Annotated in this window: 12 protein-coding genes; 5 read left to right on the top strand and 7 right to left on the bottom strand. The window is 69.2% G+C overall.

The features are described from left to right. Position 1: 1 nt before the first annotated feature. The 3 genes from C566_RS0108290 to nudC form a co-directional block, all read right to left on the bottom strand. A complete protein-coding gene (locus C566_RS0108290; RefSeq protein ID WP_018773864.1) occupies positions 2 to 646 on the bottom strand; it encodes a M48 metallopeptidase family protein in 645 nt (214 codons plus the stop codon). Then, the gene (locus C566_RS0108285) at positions 646 to 2,748 is read right to left on the bottom strand and encodes an ATP-dependent DNA helicase UvrD2 (RefSeq protein WP_026266512.1); all 2,103 of its coding nucleotides are present in this window, start codon (positions 2,746 to 2,748) and stop codon (positions 646 to 648) included. Before C566_RS0108285 ends, C566_RS0108290 begins: the two co-directional genes overlap by 1 nt. A gap of 160 nt (positions 2,749 to 2,908) precedes the next feature. Then, positions 2,909 to 3,886, bottom strand: a complete 978-nt coding sequence (nudC, locus tag C566_RS0108280) for an NAD(+) diphosphatase (protein WP_231386287.1) — start codon at positions 3,884 to 3,886, stop codon at positions 2,909 to 2,911. Positions 3,887 to 4,199: 313 nt separating this feature from the next. Between nudC and C566_RS23445 the strand changes: the two genes are divergently transcribed. Next, the gene (locus C566_RS23445; RefSeq protein WP_018773861.1) at positions 4,200 to 5,834 is read left to right on the top strand and encodes a phosphotransferase; all 1,635 of its coding nucleotides are present in this window, start codon (positions 4,200 to 4,202) and stop codon (positions 5,832 to 5,834) included. Positions 5,835 to 5,911: 77 nt separating this feature from the next. Here C566_RS23445 and C566_RS0108270 read toward each other — a convergent pair whose 3' ends face one another. The 3 genes from C566_RS0108270 to C566_RS0108260 are packed head-to-tail and all read right to left on the bottom strand — an operon-like array spanning position 5,912 to position 13,367. Next, positions 5,912 to 9,574: an ATP-dependent helicase gene (locus tag C566_RS0108270; RefSeq protein WP_018773860.1), complete on the bottom strand. Its 3,663-nt coding sequence runs from the start codon at positions 9,572 to 9,574 to the stop codon at positions 5,912 to 5,914. Then, on the bottom strand, positions 9,571 to 12,924 hold the full coding sequence (locus tag C566_RS0108265) for an ATP-dependent helicase (protein WP_051082279.1): 3,354 nt from the start codon (positions 12,922 to 12,924) through the stop codon (positions 9,571 to 9,573). The genes C566_RS0108270 and C566_RS0108265 overlap by 4 nt, the downstream gene beginning before the upstream one ends. A gap of 26 nt (positions 12,925 to 12,950) precedes the next feature. Then, positions 12,951 to 13,367: an MGMT family protein gene (locus C566_RS0108260; RefSeq protein ID WP_018773858.1), complete on the bottom strand. Its 417-nt coding sequence runs from the start codon at positions 13,365 to 13,367 to the stop codon at positions 12,951 to 12,953. A 97-nt stretch (positions 13,368 to 13,464) separates the two neighbouring features. Here C566_RS0108260 and C566_RS0108255 point away from each other — a divergent pair, with 97 nt between their 5' ends. The 4 genes from C566_RS0108255 to C566_RS0108240 all read left to right on the top strand — a co-directional run bounded on the left by C566_RS0108255 (position 13,465) and on the right by C566_RS0108240 (position 17,022). Further along, positions 13,465 to 14,175 carry a 3'-5' exonuclease gene (locus C566_RS0108255; protein ID WP_018773857.1) on the top strand — a complete coding sequence of 237 codons (711 nt, stop codon included), beginning with the start codon at positions 13,465 to 13,467 and terminating at the stop codon, positions 14,173 to 14,175. A gap of 409 nt (positions 14,176 to 14,584) precedes the next feature. Next, positions 14,585 to 15,520: an ABC transporter substrate-binding protein gene (locus C566_RS22915; RefSeq protein ID WP_018773856.1), complete on the top strand. Its 936-nt coding sequence runs from the start codon at positions 14,585 to 14,587 to the stop codon at positions 15,518 to 15,520. Positions 15,521 to 15,523: 3 nt separating this feature from the next. Beyond that, entirely contained in the window at positions 15,524 to 16,288 is a 765-nt protein-coding gene (locus tag C566_RS22910) for an amino acid ABC transporter permease (protein WP_018773855.1), read from the top strand. Then, positions 16,285 to 17,022, top strand: coding sequence for an amino acid ABC transporter ATP-binding protein (locus tag C566_RS0108240; protein WP_018773854.1), 738 nt, complete (start codon positions 16,285 to 16,287; stop codon positions 17,020 to 17,022). Before C566_RS22910 ends, C566_RS0108240 begins: the two co-directional genes overlap by 4 nt. A gap of 86 nt (positions 17,023 to 17,108) precedes the next feature. On the opposite strand, the gene hemL is transcribed toward C566_RS0108240, so the two are convergent. Beyond that, positions 17,109 to 18,440, bottom strand: coding sequence for a glutamate-1-semialdehyde 2,1-aminomutase (gene hemL / locus C566_RS0108235; protein ID WP_018773853.1), 1,332 nt, complete (start codon positions 18,438 to 18,440; stop codon positions 17,109 to 17,111). Between the last annotated feature and the right edge of the window lie 30 nt (positions 18,441 to 18,470).

The raw sequence follows: 18,470 nt of genomic DNA, 5'->3' as shown, positions 1-18,470 counted from the left end.
GCTAGTAGGCCCCGGCCGGGACTTCGGTTCCGTCCGGGGCTTCGTCGTATCCGGCGCCGGGCACGAGGCCGCGAGAGGTCGCGAACGAAACCCCTTCCAGGAAGGCCTTGGCGCGCTCAGTCTCCGGGTACGCCGTCAGCAACCGCCAAAAAGCGGCATCGTGGCCGGCCACCAGGAGGTGGGCCAGTTCGTGGAGCAGCACGTAGTCGATCACCCACTGCGGCATGGGCTGCAGTTTCGCCGAGAGCCGGATGGTCCCTTCGGACGGCGTCGCGGAACCCCAGCGCGAATTCTGGTTGGTGACCCAGCGGACCGAGGAGGGCACCGCCCTGCCGCCCAGATACTTCGCCGACAGGGCGGCGGCGTGGGCGGCCAGGTCGGCATCGCTGCGGGGGCGCCGACGGCCGGAACCAGGCGCCGCCCGGTCCCCCTGGCGCCGGAGTTTTTCCAGCATGCGATGGACCCACTCCCGTTCCTGGGCCCTGCTGAAGGAGGCGGGGATGGCGACGACGGCGGTGCCGTCCTCCCAGAACGCGGCGACCGTGCGGCGTCGGCGGGCAGAGCGGCGCACCACCACCGGGGCGCCGTCGGCGGTGGTCAGCGGTGTGGCCGCCGGAGCTGCGCCGGACTTCACTGAACCAGGCATCACTGAACCGTGCTTTCGGCCAGGACCGTCAGGACGGCCTCGCCGTACTTCTCCAGTTTGGATGGACCCACACCGGCGAGTTTGGCCAACTGCTCCAGCGATTCGGGGCGTGCCTCGGCGATGGCAGTCAAGGTGGCATCGGTGAACACGACAAAAGCCGGGACGTCGGCCTCAAGGGCCACGTCCTTCCGCCATTGCCTGAGCGCGTCGAACGTCTGTTCCTCGTAGCTGGGCGGGCACTGGTTGCAGCGGCCCACCTTGCGCTCCGCGCCGCTGGAGAGCATGCTGCCGCAGACCCGGCACGACGCCGGGACGGCCGCCTTCCGGCGCGGCGCCGGCCCCTTGCCCCGCAGGTGGGAGCTGGCCACCGAGTCGGGCCGCAGGCCGTCCAGGAAGCGCGAAGGCTTGCGGTTGGCGCGTCCGCCCGGTGTCCGGGCAGTGGACCAGGACAGCGACAGGTGTTCGCGGGCGCGGGTGATGCCGACATACAGCAGCCGGCGTTCCTCGTCCACCGCCTCCGGGGTGTCCGCGAACGAGATCGGCACGAGACCCTCGCTGAGCCCGACCAGGAACACGGCGTCCCATTCCAGGCCCTTGGCGGCGTGCAGCGACGCCAGGGTGACGCCCTGGACGGTCGGTGCGTGCTGGGCCAGGGACCTTTCCTGGAGCTCGTTGACGAAGTCCGGGAGCGCGAACTGCGGGCCCCTACTGATCACGAGTTCGTCGGCCAGCGCCACGAGGGCGGCCAGCGATTCCCAGCGCTCCCGGAGCGCGCCGCCGCTGTGCGGCGCCGCGTCCGTGTAGCCCAGGGAGGCGACGATGTCCCGGACCAGCTGCCCGAGCGGCTCGGGCGTGGCGGTTTCGGCCACGGCCCGGGTGGCGGCCCGGAGCTGCAGGATGGCATCCCGGACCTCCTTCCGCGCGAAGAACCGCTCACCGCCGCGCAGCTGGTACCCGATCCCTGCCGAGGCCAGCGCCTGTTCGTAGGCTTCGGACTGCCCGTTGGTGCGGAAGAGCACGGCGACCTGGCTCGCCGGAGTTCCGGCGTCGAGGAGTTCGCGGATCCGCGCGGCGACCGTGGCGGCCTCCGCCTCGTCATCCGAGCATTCGGTGAACCGCGGCACCGGGCCCGCCGGCCGCTGCGCCACGAGCTGCAAAGGCGTGGCCCAGGCGGCGTCGGCCACCGGGCCGCCGCTGCGCCGGCCGGCGAGGAGGTCGTTGGCGAGCCTGACAACCTGGGGCGTGGAGCGGTAGTCCCGGATCAGCTTGACGACGTGGGCCTCGGGATACATCGCTTTGAACCCGAGCAGGTGCTTCGGGGAGGCGCCGGTGAAGGAGTAGATGGTCTGGCTGGCGTCGCCCACGACGCAGAGCTCGTCGCGGCCGCCGAGCCACAGCTCCAGGAGCCGCTGCTGCAGCGGCGAGACGTCCTGGTACTCGTCAACGACAAAGTGCCGGTACTGTTCCCGGACGGTCGCTGCCACCTTCGGGTCCTCCTGCAGTATCCCCACGGTGATCAGCAGCACGTCCTCGAAGTCGATGACGTTGCGGTCGGTCTTGACGTCTTCATAGGACTGGAAGACCCGCGCCACGGCCGTCAGGTCGAAACCGCCCGGGTTGCCGCGGCCCTGGGCATTTTCCAGATAATTCGCCGGGGTCAGCATGGATACCTTGGCCCACTCGATTTCGGAGGCGAGGTCCCGGATGGAGGCGCGGTCCGTGCTGAGCCGGAGCCGCCGTGCGGCCTCGGCAATCATCTGTGCCTTGTGGTCCAGCAGGTTGGGCAAGGTGCCGCCCACCGCCTGCGGCCAGAAGAACTGCAACTGGCGCAGCGCCGCGGCGTGGAAGGTGCGGGCCTGGACGTTGCCGACGCCGAGGTCACGGAGCCGGCTGCGCATCTCGGCGGCAGCCCGGGCCGTGAAGGTGACAGCGAGGAGCCGTTGCGGGCTGTACACCCCTGAGTGCACGCCGTAGGCGATCCGGTGCGTGATGGCGCGGGTCTTGCCGGTGCCGGCGCCGGCCAGGACACACATGGGCCCCTGAAGGGTGCTGGCGACCTCGCGCTGCTCGGCGTCGAGGCCGCCGAGGATCCGTTCCTCCAGCGAGCGGCCGTCAGGTTCGGGGGCATCGCCGGCCGGGGCATCGCCCGACGTCGTGCCGCCGGACGGTTCCGCGCCGGGGATGGTGCTGAAGTTCAATTTCTCTGTGGTCACTTTGCTGCTTAGTCGGTAGTCGGTGTCCTGCGGATGGGGGCAGGCCTGGTCAGGCGCTGTCCGCGGCGTCCTGAATGACGCCGCCGTACCAGTGTTCAATAAGGGACCGGGCAATGGAGAGCCTGCTGGAAATGACGATCTCGCCGCTGAGGACGGCGTCCTGGAGTTCGCTCCGGCTGAACCAGCGCGCCCTGGTGACCTCGACGCCGTCGGGCCGGGCCTCGGTGTCCGGCGTGGTGGCCGTGAAACCGAGCATCAGGGAGGCGGGAAACGGCCAGGACTGCGATCCGAGGTACTGGGACGCGGTGACGCGGACCCCGACTTCCTCGCCGATTTCGCGCTGCACGGCCTGTTCGAGCGACTCCCCCGGCTCGACGAAGCCGGCCAGGGTCGAATAGTTTCGGGCGTCGAGCGGGCCGCCTCCGCCCAGCAGCAGTCTCCCGTCGGGGCCTACCACGGTGACAATGATGGCCGGATCCGTCCGGGGGAAGTGCTCGGAGTTATCGGCCGGGCAGCGCCGGACCCAGCCGCCGGCTTCCGGCTGCGTGGGTGTGCCGCAGCGCGGGCAGTGCGTGTGGGTGGAGTGCCAGTTGGCGATGGCGCTGGCTTCGATGAACAGCGCGGTGTCCGTGGCGTTCAGGCGTGCCGCGACTTCGCGGAAACCCACCCACTGCGCGTCGCTGGGAACGCCGGCGACGTGGGCCTCGAATTCCTCGGCCTGGACTTCGAACTGAACGGGGAGGACAAAGAGGACGAGCTCGGTGCCGGCGTCGAGGTCCGAGCCCGCCAGGGCGGAACCGAGGTAAATCACGTGTTCGGGAGCATACGGGGTGTTGGCCAGGTGCCCGGAGAGCTCGGCCGCGTTAAGCAGCACGAGGCTGTTGCCGCTGACGAGGGCCTGCCGGCCGGAGAGCACCATGGCCTGCGCCGAGCCTGAACCGACCAGTTCCGCGAGCATTCCGGGTTTCCCCCGCGCCGCGGATCCCCGGTCGATCAGGGCCGGGCGCACGGGAAGGACAGTCTCCATGAGGTGGTTTGCCGGCAGGAGATGCACCGGCGGGGCCGCACCGTCGGGTGCCGGCGATTCGGAGGGGGTTTGCTGTGATGCCGATGACGATCCTGGTGACGATGCCGGTGACTCCGCAAGACTCATATACCCACCGTACTGACTCGGGCAGACAATTGACATTTGCCGGCCATGCCGCCGGGCGCTCCACGGCGTCTGCGGGACAGGCCGTTTGCCCCGGATTCAGCGCCGATTTAGCGCCGATTTGTCCCCGATCTCAAGACTCGCCGGAGTACATCGCCGTCTTGGGCGCCGCTCAATCTACCGTGGAAGGGTGAGAAGGAAACCAATCGAACTGGCAGCCGTAGCAACGGCGGCGGTACCCGGCCTGACCCCGACCGCCGTCAGCTCTGCGCCCGACGATCCGGCGGACTTCGACGCGGCCCTCCTGCTGGACTCCGAAGGCAAGCGTTGGCGCGTCCGCTCCCCCCGGCATGCCGAAGCCAGCGCCCGGCTGGAAACCGAATTTCTGGTGCTGCGGGCCTTCGCTCCCGGCATCCGGGCCGAGCTGCCGTTCCTCATGCCCACGGTGGCCGGAACGGTCCGGCAAGGCCAGCTCAGCACGTTCGTCTATTCGCACCTGGCCGGCGCCACCCGCTCCTTGGACGAGCTCAGCAGCGGCTCCCCCGCGCTGGCCCGCGAAATCGGGGCGGCGCTGGCCGCGATCCATGACCTCCCGCGGTCGATCGTGAGCAACGCCGACCTGCCCAGCTACACGCCCAACGAATTCCGCCAGCGGCGCCTCAATGAACTGGACCAGGCGGCCACGACAGGAAAGATCCCGCCCCTGCTGCTGCGGCGCTGGGAACACGCCATGGAGGACGTCTCGCTCTGGCGTTTCAATCCCTGCGTCGTTCACGGCGACCTGCATGAGGACAATCTGCTGGTCGAGGGCGAGCGTGTGACCGCAGTGACGGGCTGGACCGACCTGCGCATCGGCGACCCGGCGGACGACATGGCCTGGCTCGTCGCCTCGAACGAACAGGACTTCGTGAACGCGGTCCTGGATCACTACACCGCCAGCCGGCGCGACGTGCCCGACGCGCACCTGTTGCGGCGGGCCGCGCTGTCCGCCGAATTCGCCCTGGCGCAGTACCTGGTCAAGGGCATGGCCGCCGGCAACGAAGACATGATCGACGAGGCAGAATCCATGCTCGCCACACTCGCCGAGGACGTGGCGGAACACGGCGGCCAGCCGATCAGTGTGGAACCGCTGCCGGCCGCGGCACCCGTACCCGGCACAGAACAAGCCAACGCCGAGGCCGGCGTTCATGTCGACACGGCGACGGTGACGGGAACGGTCACGGCCGCGCCCGTCCCTCCGGCCAACGGGACCGCGCCCGCCGTCAGCAAGGTCACGCTGCTGCCCATGGAGCCGGTACCCGGTACCGCTCCGGCTGGCGATGCCACTGCCGGCAGCAGTGCGCGGCCCGCAGTGCATGTCACGCCTATCCCCCGGGAATCGGAGACTGACGAACCGACGGCCGCCCCGCAGCCTGCCGCGGAGACAGCGCAGCACACAGACGCATCCAAGGGCACAGCCAAGGACACCGCCGCCGACGCAGGCGCCCAGGTAAGCGCCGGGCCGGGTGCCGGTAAGGCCGCAGGTGCGTCCGCCGACGTCACCGCAGTCCCCGGCCCCGCCAAATCCTTCGAGCCCTCCAAGTCCTCCAACGCTGATGGCGCGCTAGACGACGCCCCGCAGTCAGCGGCCCCGGACTCGGACGCCGGGGCAGCCGGGGCAACCGGTACGGCCAGTGAAAGCGACGCCGAGGCCGGGGTTCCCGCCGGCGGCGACACATCGACGCAATCGATCGCCGTCGTACAGCCGGACTCCGTTGCGGAGCCCGGGGCCGGTGACAACACGTCGACCGCCGCCATCACCGTGGTCGACTCCGCGTCCCGCTAGCCCCGGCTGCCGGCCGGTTTAGGTGCACTACCCCGGCCGGCTCGTTCGGCGGATGTTCCCTGGCCGGCTGAGATTCGCTAGGTGCCGCTCGCCGCTGCCGTCCTTCCCAGCGCCGCCGCCACGATTTCCTCAAGCTTTTCCGCTGATCCGAGGTCGTGCGGGCGGACCACCTGGTTGTCGGCCACGTAGTAGAAGGCGGCCCGGACATCCTCCAACGGGACCCCTTTAAGGCGGGCCCAGGCCAGGCGATAGACGGCGAGCTGGACTGCTTTCACCTTCAGCTGGGCAGCCGAGGGGCGGCGGCCGGTCTTCCAGTCCACAAGGTCCCAGCGGCCGTCGGCATCGCGGAACACGGCATCGATCCTGCCGCGAACCACGACGTCGCCGATCCGCGTCTCGACCGGGACCTCAACGTGGGCGGGGGCGCGGTGGGCCCACTCGGACTGGCGGAAAGTTTCCACCATGGAATCCAGGCCGTAGGCCTCGTCGATGTGGTCGTCAGCGCCGGCGGCCTCACCCAGGTCCAGCATCCCTGCGGCGCCGAAGTATTCCTCCACCCAGGCGTGGAAGGCCGTGCCCTTGCGGGCCGACATCCCCGGTTCGCGCGGGACCGGCCTGCGCAGGCGGGCCACGACGGAGCCTGCGTCATCTTCCAGGTCCACGAGAGTCGACGCCGAGATATGCCCGGGCAGATGCACGTCCTGGAGCACCGATCGCCGCGAGCGGCGTTCCAGCAACGTGGCCGCCTCCTGCGCCCACCCGGCTGCAGGACCGCGCAGGACGGGACGTTTTCCGACCTCCGCGCCGGGGTGCGTCGGGGCCGCAGCCGGGTCACCATCACGGTCCCGCTGCGGGCCGCTGCCCAGGCCCAGGCCCGACTGGGCGTCCGGGCCGGCGTCCATTGCCTGCAGGACGCGGGCCGCCGCGGATTCCATGGCCGCCCGCCGGCCCGGGACCAGCCGCAGCCGCTTCCCCGTCCGGGGGTCATGCGGGCCCTCCAGGGGATCATAGGGCCAGGCGGCGACTTCGAGTTCAGAGGTCAGGGGGCTTTCGGCCGGCAGCGCGTCCTCGCTGACGGACAGCGGGTGGATTTCGGCCGCGCCGTCCGCGGTGAGGCCCTCGAGCCCGGCAAGGAAAGGAGACATCTCCGCCAAACCGGCCCGGGACCCCACCCACGCGGCACTGGACATCCAGAGCACATGCTTGGCACGGGTGTACGCCACGTAGGCCAGGCGCCGTTCCTCGGCCTCGCCGTGCGCCTGGACGGCAGACTTGAACTCCTTCTCGGCGTCCAGCCAGCCTTTCTGGTCCGGCTGGTCCAGGTCCCATTGGGGCAAATCGGTGCGATCGCCGCGCAACGGCCACGGCAATGCCGCACTGCCGCTGCTCCACCGCGAGTCCCGGCTGCTGGGGAACGCCCCGGAATTGAGCCCGGGAACGAACACCACATCCCATTCCAGCCCCTTGGAGGCATGCACGGTCAACAGCTGGACGGCTTCGTGGTTCACTTCCGGCGCTGCGGCATCCAGGCCGTTTTCCTCGGCCGCCGCGGCTTCCAGCCATGCGAGGAACGCCAGGACGTCGACCCGCTGGGAGGTGTGCAGGAACCCGGCCGCTGCGTCCTGGAAGGCGTCCAGGTTGCGGCGGGCCTGATGGATGCTGATCCCGGGCCGTGCCGCAACCTCGATATCCAGGAGCATCGCCCGTTCCACCTCGCCCAGCAAAGTGGTGAGGTCGTCGCCTATGTAGCTGCGCAACTGCCGGAGCTCGTCCGAGAGCCGCTGCAGACGGTCCCGGGCCTCCGGGCTCAGTCTGCGCCCGTGCGCCGAGGTCCAGCCGTCGCGGGGCAGCCAGTCCAGAGCCTCGACCAAGCTGGCCGCATCGGTGATATCGCCTTCAATCACTGCGTCGTCGCCGTCGTTCTGGCCAGCATCCTCGACGGCACGCCCGGCGTCGTCGGCGTCGTCGCCGTCCAGGCCGCCGGGGCGGCCCCGACGGCGGGCCAGGAAACTGGACCAGTCCCGCAGGGCCATCAGGTCCGCCGGGCCGATCCGCCACCGCGCGCCGGCCAGCAGGCGCATGAGGGAGTCCGAGCGGCCCGGATCCGCCAGGACCCGGAGCGTAGCGACAAGGTCGATGATTTCCGGCGTGTCCAACAGCCCGCCGAGCCCAACGATCTCATAGGGAATGCCCCGGACTTCGAACTCGCGGCGAATGCATTCCATCTGCGCCCGTCGCCTGCACAGGACGGCCATGGCCGGCGGAACCGGGTCCGCGGAGTGAGCGGCGTCGAAGTCCGTCACGCGAAATTTCAGCACGTCGCTGGCGATGGCCGCGGCCTCGGCTTCGTCCGTGGCGAACCGTCCCATCACCACCCTGCCGTCCACCGCGGCGGGGCTGGGCTGCAGGGGCGGGACCTCGACGGCGTCGGCGCTTTCCCGGGCCCCGGCGGCCCCGAGGTTCGCCGCCGCCTTGCTCAGCGGCGCCGAAATGAGGTTGGCCGTGGCCAGGATGTTGCGTCCGTTGCGCCAGGCCGTAGTCAAGTAGGAAGTGGGCGCCACGGCAAAGCGCCGGGTCTGCCCACTGCTCTGGTCCCCGCTGCCCTGGTCCCCCTCGCTGCCGCGGCCGGCGTCGGGACCGTCCCCGCTGACGCCGACGAGGACCGGGAATTCGCGGACGAAATGGAAGAGTTGCCCGGCAGACGCTCCCCGGAATCCGTAGATGGACTGGTTCGGGTCCCCCACCGCGGTGACCGCATGGCCGTCGCCGAAGAGCCGGGAGAACAGCACCAACTGGGCGTGCGAGGTGTCCTGGAACTCATCGAGCAGCACCACCTTGTAGCGCTGGCGCTCCGTTTGGGCAGCGACCGGAATCTCGTTGGCCACTCGCGCCGCCAGGGCCACCAGGTCACCAAAGTCCAGGGCGCCGCGGGCGCGCTTCGCCTCCGAATACCGGCCCACCATGTCCGCGACGCTGGCCCGCGTGCGCAGCATCGCGCTGAGCTCGCCCGCAGCCTGGGTGGGGTTCTTCTTGGCTTCTGCGACGTACGGGAGCGACTCGAACTCGGCGACACGTTCCAACAGCCAGCCACGGACGTGGGCCGGGTCCTGCAGATGCTCCGAGCACTCTCCCGCCAGTTGGATCACGGCCTTGACGAGCGTCGATTTGGCGGACCGGAAGTGTTCGTAGTCCCCGTCAAAGGCTTCCACCACCTCGCTGGCGAGCTGGAACGACTGGGCGCCGCCGAGCAGCACGACGTCGCGTTCGACGCCGAGGCGGAGACCATAGTCGGACACAATGCCGCTGGCATACGAGTGGTAGGTGGAGACCTTGGGCTCGAGCGCATCCGCGCTCAGCAGCCCGGCAGGGAAGAGCGTGTTCCCGGTGTCGGCCGCCGCGATGCGCGCCAGCGCGGCAAGCTTGGCCCGGATCCGCGAGGCAAGTTCACCCGCTGCCTTACGGGTGAAGGTGACGCCGAGGACTTCCTCCGGCCGGACCCAGCCGTTGGCAACGAGCCACACCACCCGGTCCGCCATGGTGGCGGTCTTCCCCGACCCCGCCCCGGCGATCACGAGCCGCGGTGTGAGGGGCGAGGAAATGATCAGGGACTGTTCAGCCGTGGGGCTGTTCCCCTCCCCCAGCAGTGCCGACAGCTCTTCCGGGCTGAACCGCGGGGCGGGAAGGGGAGCCGGTGCCGGATGCGGGTCGGTCGGGCCGGGTGGCGGCGCCTCGGGGCTCATTCAGTAACCTGCTTTCCCCGCACGCACAGCGGGCACACTTCAGGGAGCCGGCAGCCGTGGCCGCCGTGGCCTCCCTTGGACGGATCGTGGCGGGCCTGGAAAACGCTGCCGGACATCACGCGGGCGGCGTCGCCGACCATCTCCAGTGCCCAGTTGTCTTGCGGATCCAGCGGTGCCTGGGCCTGGATGCCGGGGCTCTTGGTGGTGGTCCCCAGCTGGGCCAGGACGGCCCCGCCCGGCAGCGGCGGCGGACCGTCGTCGGGACCCGCGAAGCCGCCGGCCAGCACAGCGGCCTGATAGGCGCCGAGCTGCGGGTGCCGGTCCAGATCCGCTTTGCCGGGCTGGCGTTTGCCGGTCTTGAGGTCGATGATCACCAGCCGGCCCTCGGCGTCGATCTCGAGCCGGTCGACCTGGCCCCGGAGCACGGCCGGCCGCGCCGGACCGGTGCTCCCGCCGTCGCCGGGATCGGATCCGGCCTGCGAGGCAGTGGCCTCCGCCGGAACGTCCGGCAGCTTCACCTCAAAATCCTGTTCGACGCCGACCAGGCTCCGGCCCTCGCTGCGCATCACGAGGACATACTGGGCGAGCTTGCGGACCATGGACTCGGCTCGCTGGAAGTCCAGTTTGCCTTCCCAGTTGTCCTTCATCCCCAGTGTGGGCCAGCGCCGGACGAGTTCGGCAACGTATTCGCTTCCCGAGGCGTCCGGCATGTCCTGCGCGATGGCGTGGACCAGCGTTCCCAGACTGCGGGCAAAATCGGTTGCGGCTTCTCCGCCGGCGGCCTGGACAAACCAGTCCAGCGGCGATTTCTGCACGGTTTCGACCTTCGAGGGCGACACGAACACGGTGCCGCCCGGCGGAACCACCGGCTCCGCCGAGGACAACTCCGCCAACCCCCACCAGCTCGCGGGGTGCGCGCCCGGAACCGGCGGCTGGGCCGTGGCCAAGCCTCCCAGCACGGCCGCGGCTTCCGCCGATTCGGCCGCCCTCGGGTCGAACTGGGCGTACTGGCGCAGTTCCGCGACCAGCGCCCGGAGGGTCAGGGGGCGCTCGACCGGGGTAAAGCCCCGGCGGTCCTGCCCCGGCCGCAGCGGCGCCACATAGTCCAGGAACGAGGACGGCTGCTCATCCTCCGAGGACACCGCCGTGCAGATCAGCACCTCCCGGGCGCGCGACACTGCCGTGGAAAAGCTCCGGAGCTCGTCATAACGGATTTCGCGCAACCGGCTCTGGGGATCCAGGCGCAGCGCATACTCCACGCCGTGCTCGACGGCGTCGGCGAACAACGTGCTGCCGAGCAGCTCGCCGCGCAACCGGGTGTTGGGCCACACGCCTTCCTGAAGTCCGGGCACAATCACCACCGGCCATTCGCGGCCGGCCGCGCTGGCAGGGGTCATGAGCTCCACCGCGTCTTCCAGCTGCGCCCGCGCCGCAAGGGTATCCATGGGAAGTTCCTGGCTGAGCAGGTATTCAAGGAACTGCTCCGGGCCGGACCCCGGCAGCTGGTCCACAAAGCGTTCCGCCGTATGGAACAGCGCCATCATGGCGTCAAGGTCACGGTCGGCCCGGGCACCGGCAGATCCTCCCGCGAGGGCTGCGTCGGTCCAGCGGGAGGCCAGGCCGGTGGAATGCCAGAGCGCCCAGAGCACAGTTTCGGCGTTGCCTCCGGGGGCCCCGGCGGCCTCGCGCCCCGCGGCGATCATCCGGGCGACCCGGCGGGCCGAGTGCCCCTCGATGCCCAGCGTTGCCAACGCTCCCGGCTCCAGCAGGGCCTCGACCAGGAGGGCGTCGCTGGTGCGTCCGCCGCCGCCGAGGAGTTCCTCCCGGCGCAGCGACTGCCGCAGCCTCCGCAGTTCAATCGACGTGGCGCCGCCTATCCGGGACGTCAGCAGGGACACGGCTGACTCGGGTGTGAGCGCGGCAGGGTCCAGGGCCACCGCATAGGCATCGAGCAGCGGACGGACCGCGACCTCGTCCCGGACGGCGGATTCGGCGACGGGAATCCGGACCGGAATCCCCTGCCCGGCCAGGTACCGCTGCAACTGGCTGAGTTGGCCGCCGTTGCGCACGATCACGGCGATGTCCCCTAGTTCCCGGGCGTCGTTCAGCTGGGCTTCAAGGATCCGCTGGGCCACATACCGCAGCTCATGGACCGGGGACGGCAGCAGGTGCGCCTCGACCGTCCCCGCGCGGCCGTCTGCTGTTCCCTCCGGCGTCGGGACTGGTTGCCCGTCCGGCGCCGGTACTGGTTCGGGCCGTTCGAGCCGGCGGGCAGACTGGCCGCCGGACCTGCGGGAGATGCGCCCGGCCACCGACAGCCAAGCCTCTGCCACAGCCGGTACCTGCCGATGCGCGGTCCACAACGGACGTTCCAGGATCGCTCCGTCAGGGGCCAGGAGGCCGGGAAGCTCCGCTACGAGATCGGGACGTGCCCCGCGGAAGCCCTGAACCACGGTGTCCGGCGAGGCAGTGATGATGGCGTCCTTGCCGGCGGCGATGTCTGCGAGCAATTCGAAGACCGCCGGGTTCGCCTCCTGGATGTCGTCCACGAGAATCAGCTGGAGGCGGTCGCGTTCGGCGGCGAGGAAATCGGGCGAGTCCTGGAAGATCTGGCGCGCGGCAGTGATGATGCCGGCGGGGTCGAAGGCCTCGGGCATGCGCAGGTCCAGGACATCGCGGTACTCGGAGTACAGTGCGGCCGCCGGAATCCAGTCCGGCCGGTTGCACTGCCGCGCCAAGGCTACAAGGTCCTCGGCCGTCCGCCCGGATTCGATGATCCGGTCAAAGAGCTGGCGCACTTCCTGCCGGAAACCGCGGGTCCGCAGGGCGGCGTCCAGGTCCTCGGGCCAGGGCAGTTCGAGGCCGGGCAGCGCATGGCCCTCCAGCAGTTCCTTGATGATCAGGTCCTGTTCCGGACCGGAGAGCAGCTTCGGCTGGCGCGGAAGCGGCAGGAGGCCTTCGGCCTTGGCACGGCGGATCAGATCGAAGGCGTATGACGCCCAGGTCCGCGCCGGCGTCGTGCTCAGGCTCCGGTCCAGGCGGGCCGTGAACCGGTCGCGGAGCGTATCCGCGGCGAGCCGACCGGGAGCCAGGATGAGCATCCGCTCCGGATCCAGGCCGTCGCGCAGGGTGCGGCGGACGGCGGCCTCGACCAGGACCGTCGACTTGCCGGTGCCGGGTGCGCCGGGCACCAGCACGGGGCCCGAGCCGGGCGGGACCTCGACGGCGGCGAGCTGGTCCGGCGACAGCACCGGGACCGCACTGTGGTGGGTCCGGGGCGGCAACAGGCGCAACCCTGCTCCCGTTGCGTGCCCCGCCCCGGGAAGGGGTCGGGACCCGGACCGCTGCAGGCTTGGTTCGAGGTGGCTGGGGGTACTCACACAGTCATTTCATCATCGGGTACCGACAATTTATGCGACTCCCGCTCGAGCCGCTCCGCGATGGCATCGATCCGGTCGAAGTCGGCCTCGGTGGGCGCCCAGCGGCCGGCGGCCAGGTCAACACGCCAGCGTCCCTCGCCGGTCCGGCGGAAGTCGTCGTAGCGGCCCAGCAGCGGCGTCCCCTCCTGCAGATAAAGGCCCAATGCCTCGTGCTCCAGGCCGGGCGGGGCGTCCCCGCTGGATTTCAGGACGCGCCACCAGGGCACGCTGCTGCCATAGTGGCTCATGACCGAACCGACCTGGCGAGGGCCGCCGGCGCCGAGGAGTTCCGCAACGTCGCCGTAGGCCACCGCCGTGCCGGCCGGGATCAACGCCACGAGCTCCAGCACCGCCTCCACATACTCCGTCCGCATCGGTCCAGCCTAGCCGTTCCGGACCCCGGGACCGTGTCCGGGCGGCACGCGGGAACGGCGGTCAGGAACTGTCAGTGGCAGCAGTTACGGTTGAAGCATGAGCACTTGGAACACCCTCCCCCGCGCAGCCTTCGACCTCGAAACCACCGGGCGGAACTCCCGCGCGGCGCGGATTGTCACAGCATCCATCACCGTGGTGGACTCCGACGGCGGGATCGTCCAGGAACACGAGTGGCTCGCCGACCCCGGCGTTGAGATTCCCACCGAGGCCAGCGACATCCACGGCGTCACCACCGAGAAGGCCCGCAGCGAAGGCCGCCCCGCCGCGGAAGTGACGCGGGAGGTCGCCGCCGTGCTCCAGGAGCTCTTCGACACGGGTGTGCCGGTCATCGCCTTCAACGCCAGCTACGACTTCACCGTGCTCGCCGCCGAATCGGCCCGCTACGGCGTCCCGCAGTTGAGCCGCTTCCCCGTGCTGGATCCGTATGTCATGAACAAGCAGGTGGACCGGTACCGCAAGGGCAAGCGCACCCTCACCGCCTTGTGCGAGGAGTACGGCGTCAATCTGGACAACGCGCACACCTCCGCGGCCGATGCCCTGGCAACCCTTCGGATGCTCGATGCCATGGCCGGAAAATTCCCCAAGCTCAGGATGCCGGCGAGCAACCTGCACCAGCTCCAGGTCGAATGGGCCTCGGCCCAGGCCGCGGACTTCCAAAGCTACCTGCGCAAGACGAAGCCAGCCGCCGTGATCGAAGGCGACTGGCCCGTCCTGCCTCCCGAGGATGCCAGCCGGGGCGACTTCTAGGATTTCGGAACGCCGGGATTCCGGACGCCCGGTCGCCGGCGCGGGAACACTTCTTAAAACGAAACGTTCGCCGGCGGAACGGCTTAACTAGTCCCCCGCTGCGCGCAAATCCAGTGATTGCGACGGAGGTCACACCGCCCGTGGCGTCCACCGGCCGCCCGCTCCGGCGCCGATGATTCCGCGCCGGAGCGCCAGCACTATCAGGATCACCGCCGATCACGCATGACCCTGAAGATAGTTCGCAGAACGCACACGCCAGCCCTGATTTGTTCGGATTGAATGGGCGCCCACGTCGGATGACACAATTATCTTTCGCGGCGTGTCTGCTCCACCCGGCGCCCAAGCCAGCGGCCGGGGGCCCGATGAGCCTCCCGCGACCCACTGAATTTCAGACGAAAGTGATTGCGTGATGAAAAGCAAAGCCTTGAAGTGGCTGACCACCGTTCCCGTGGCCATCGCCGTGGCGGTTTCCCTTGCAGCCTGCGGCGGCGGTTCGGCCCAGTCAACGGCGTCACCGACGGATGCCCTCCAGGGCAGCGACCAGAAGTCCTTGGACAAATACACCACCAAGGACGTCACTCCCCTGGACCAGATCGACAAGTCCAAGCTCGGCCTGATCACCGATGGAACCCTGACTGTGGGAACCCTTTCGGACGCGCCGCCGAACATCTACATCGACCAGTCGGGCAAATTCACCGGCTACGACAACGAGCTCCTGCGCGCCGTCGCGGACAAGCTGGGCCTCAAGGTGGAGTTCAAGGCCACCGGCTTCGCGTCGCTGCTCGCCCAGGTCCAGAACAAGCAGTTCGACCTCGGTTCTTCCTCGATTTCAACCACTGACGCCCGACGCAAGACCGTTGGCTTCACCAACGGTTACGACTTTGGCTACATGGCCGTGGTCGCCAAGAAGGACTCCAACATCAAGGGATTCAAGGACCTGACCAAGGACACCCGCATCGCCGTGGTCCAGGGCACGGTGCAGGATGACTACGTCACCAACACCCTCCAGATCGAGCCGGTCCGCTTTGAGGACTACAACACCGCCTACGCCAACGTGAAGAACGGCCAGGTCGACGCCTGGGTCGCTCCGTCCCAGCAGGCCACCGGCCAGGTCAAGGAAGGCGACGGCACTGTCATCGCCGAGTCGGTCGTGAACACCCAGAACTTCACCGCGTACGCCGTGAACAAGGAAAACCAGCCGCTCATTGACGCGCTGAACTCCGGCCTCGACGCCGTCATCGCCGACGGCACCTGGTCCAAGCTGACCAAGGAATGGTACCCGGACCGCGAGACCCCGGCCACGTGGTCCCCGGGTTCCAAGGCCGTCACTGTTCCGAAGTCCTAGTCCATGGATGCACTCGATCAACTCATAGGCAGCTTCTTCGACTGGGAGGCGATAGCAGCCGTCCTGCCGCAAATGCTTACGGTCGGCCTGCGCAACACCCTGATCCTGGCGATCGCCTCGGGTGTGCTCGGGTGCATCCTGGGCATGGTCCTGGCCATCATGGGCACGTCCCGCAGCACGCCGCTCCGGTGGCTGTCGCGGATCTATACGGATGTGTTCCGCGGGGTCCCCGCGATTGTGGTCATCCTGCTGATCGGCATCGGGCTCGGGCCCGTGGTCCGGGAACTGACCGGATCCACGAACCCGTTCCCGCTCGCCATCTTCGCCCTGACGCTCATGGCGTCGGCCTACATCGGCGAAATCTTCCGCTCAGGCATCCAGAGCGTGGAAAAGGGCCAGCTGGAAGCCTCCCGTGCACTGGGATTCAGCTATAACTCATCCATGCGCCTCGTGGTGATTCCGCAGGGCGTCCGGCGCGTGCTGCCGGCCCTGGTCAACCAGTTCATCACGCTGATCAAGGACTCCTCCCTGATCTATCTGCTCGGCCTGCTCGCCAGCCAACGCGAGATCTTCCGGATCGGTAACGACGCCGCCGCCAACACGGGCAACCTGTCGCCCCTGATGGCCGCGGCGTTCATGTACCTCATCCTGACCGTTCCGCTCACCCACTTGGTCAACTACATCGACAACCGCCTGCGGACCGGCCGTCCGGAGAAACAGCAGCCGGACGACGCCGCCGCCCTGATCGGGAAGGGAGCTCAGCCTTGAGCGAATTCGCCTCCGGCTCGCTGACCGGCAAGAACCTGCATTTGTCCTTCGGCACTAACCATGTCCTGCGCGGCATCGACCTGGACGTCCCGACGGGCACCACGGCCTCGGTGATCGGTCCCTCCGGCTCAGGGAAGTCCACGCTCCTGCGTGTCATGAACCGCCTGATCGAACCGGACCAGGGCGACATCCTGCTCGATGGCCGCTCGGTCCTGAAGGACAACCCGGACGAGCTGCGCCAGCGGATCGGCATGGTGTTCCAGCAGTTCAACCTGTTCCCGCACAAGACCGTGGTGGACAACGTCTCGCTGGCGCTGCGGAAGCTGCGCAAACTGCCGGCCGAGCAGGCCCGGGCCGAGGCGCTCGAGCAGCTCGACCTCGTGGGGCTCAAGCACAAGGCCGACGCCCGTCCTGCCAACCTCTCCGGCGGCCAGCAGCAGCGCGTCGCCATTGCCCGCGCCCTGGCCATGAAGCCGGAGGTGATGTTCTTCGATGAGGCCACCTCAGCCCTCGATCCGGAGCTCGTCAAGGGGGTGCTGGCGCTGATGGCCGACCTCGCCAAGGGCGGCATGACCATGGTGGTGGTGACCCACGAGATGGGCTTCTCCCGCAATGTCTCGGACACCGTGACGTTCATGGACGCCGGCGTCGTCGTCGAGTCCGGTCCGCCGGAACAAATCTTTACCAGCCCGCGGACCGAGCGGCTGCAGGGGTTCCTCGCGGACGTTCTGTAGTTCGCCAGCGCCAAGGCAACTTAAACGACTGATGGCACCCGCAACAGCGGGTGCCATCAGTCGTTAACTCGTTAAAGAGCTGCAGGCTATGGCCTGGCGCCGGCCGCCGCTTTCGCCGCTGCCGGGAGGGCGTCGAAGATCCGGTTCATCGCGGTGTCGTCGTGCGCGGCGGAGAGGAACCAGGCCTCGAAGACCGACGGCGGCAGGTAGACGCCGGAGTCCAGCATGGAGTGGAAGAACGGGGCGTAGCGGAATACTTCCTGGCCCTGGGCGTCGTCGTAGTTGTGGACACCACGGGCGCCCGTGCCGAAGGCCACCGAGAACAGGTTGCCTGCGCGCTGGATGGAGTGGTCCACGCCGGCCGCATCGAGCGCGGAGGACAGCGCCGCAGAGAGTTCCAGCGAGCGGGCATCCACGAACGAATAGACTTCGGGGGTGGCATGCGTGAGGGTTGCGACCCCGGCGGCCATGGCCACCGGGTTACCGCTCAGCGTCCCGGCCTGGTAGACGGGGCCCAGGGGCGCCAGGTAGTCCATGACCTCCGCGCGCCCGGCGAGGGCCGCTGTCGGCATGCCGCCGCCAATCACCTTCCCGAACGTCAGCAGGTCCGGGGTCCACGGCTCGGCGGCGCCGGCGGCGCCTCCGGTGAGGCCCCAGTAGCCGGAGTAGCCGGTCCGGAAGCCGGTCAGGACCTCGTCGAGGATCAGCAGGGCGCCGTGCTCGCGGGTGATCCGGGAGAGGCCGGAGTTGAAGCCGTCGCCGGGGGTGACAACGCCCATGTTGGCGGGAGCGGCTTCGGTGATGACGGCGGCAATGCTGTCACCGTGCTTGGCGAAGGCGGCCTCGACGGCGCCGAGGTCGTTGTAGGGCAGCACGAGGGTCTCGGCGGCAGTGGCGGCGGTGACACCGGCCGAGCCGGGCAGCGCGAGGGTCGCCAGGCCGGAGCCTGCGGCGGCAAGGAGGCCGTCGAGGTGGCCGTGGTAGCAGCCGGCGAACTTGATGATGAGGTTGCGGCCGGTGAAGCCGCGGGCCAGCCGGACGGCCGTCATGGTCGCCTCGGTGCCGGTGGAGACCATCCGGACGCGCTCGGCGGCCGGGACGCGCTCCTTGACGATGGCGGCGAGGTTTGCCTCGTCCGGCGTCGAAGCTCCGAAGGAGAGCCCGCGGTCGACGGCGGCGTGCACGGCTGCCAGGACCTCCGGGTGGGCGTGCCCCAGCAGCGCCGGGCCCCAGGAGCAGACGAGGTCGACGTAGTCGGCACCGTCGGCGTCGGTTAGGTAGGCACCCTTGGCGGACACCATGAACCGCGGCGTCCCGCCCACGGAGCCGAAGGCGCGCACGGGTGAGTTCACGCCGCCCGGCATCAGCTGGCGGGCTCGGTCAAAGAGTTCCTCGTTGCGAGGCATGCTGGAAGTCATGGTTCCTATTCTTTCAGTTCGCGGCGAGCT

Origin of the sequence: Arthrobacter sp. 131MFCol6.1, from assembly GCF_000374925.1 — a bacterium.
Lineage (GTDB): Bacteria > Actinomycetota > Actinomycetes > Actinomycetales > Micrococcaceae > Arthrobacter.
Note: the sequence above shows the minus strand (reverse complement) of the source record. Positions and strands in the feature narration are given on the sequence as shown.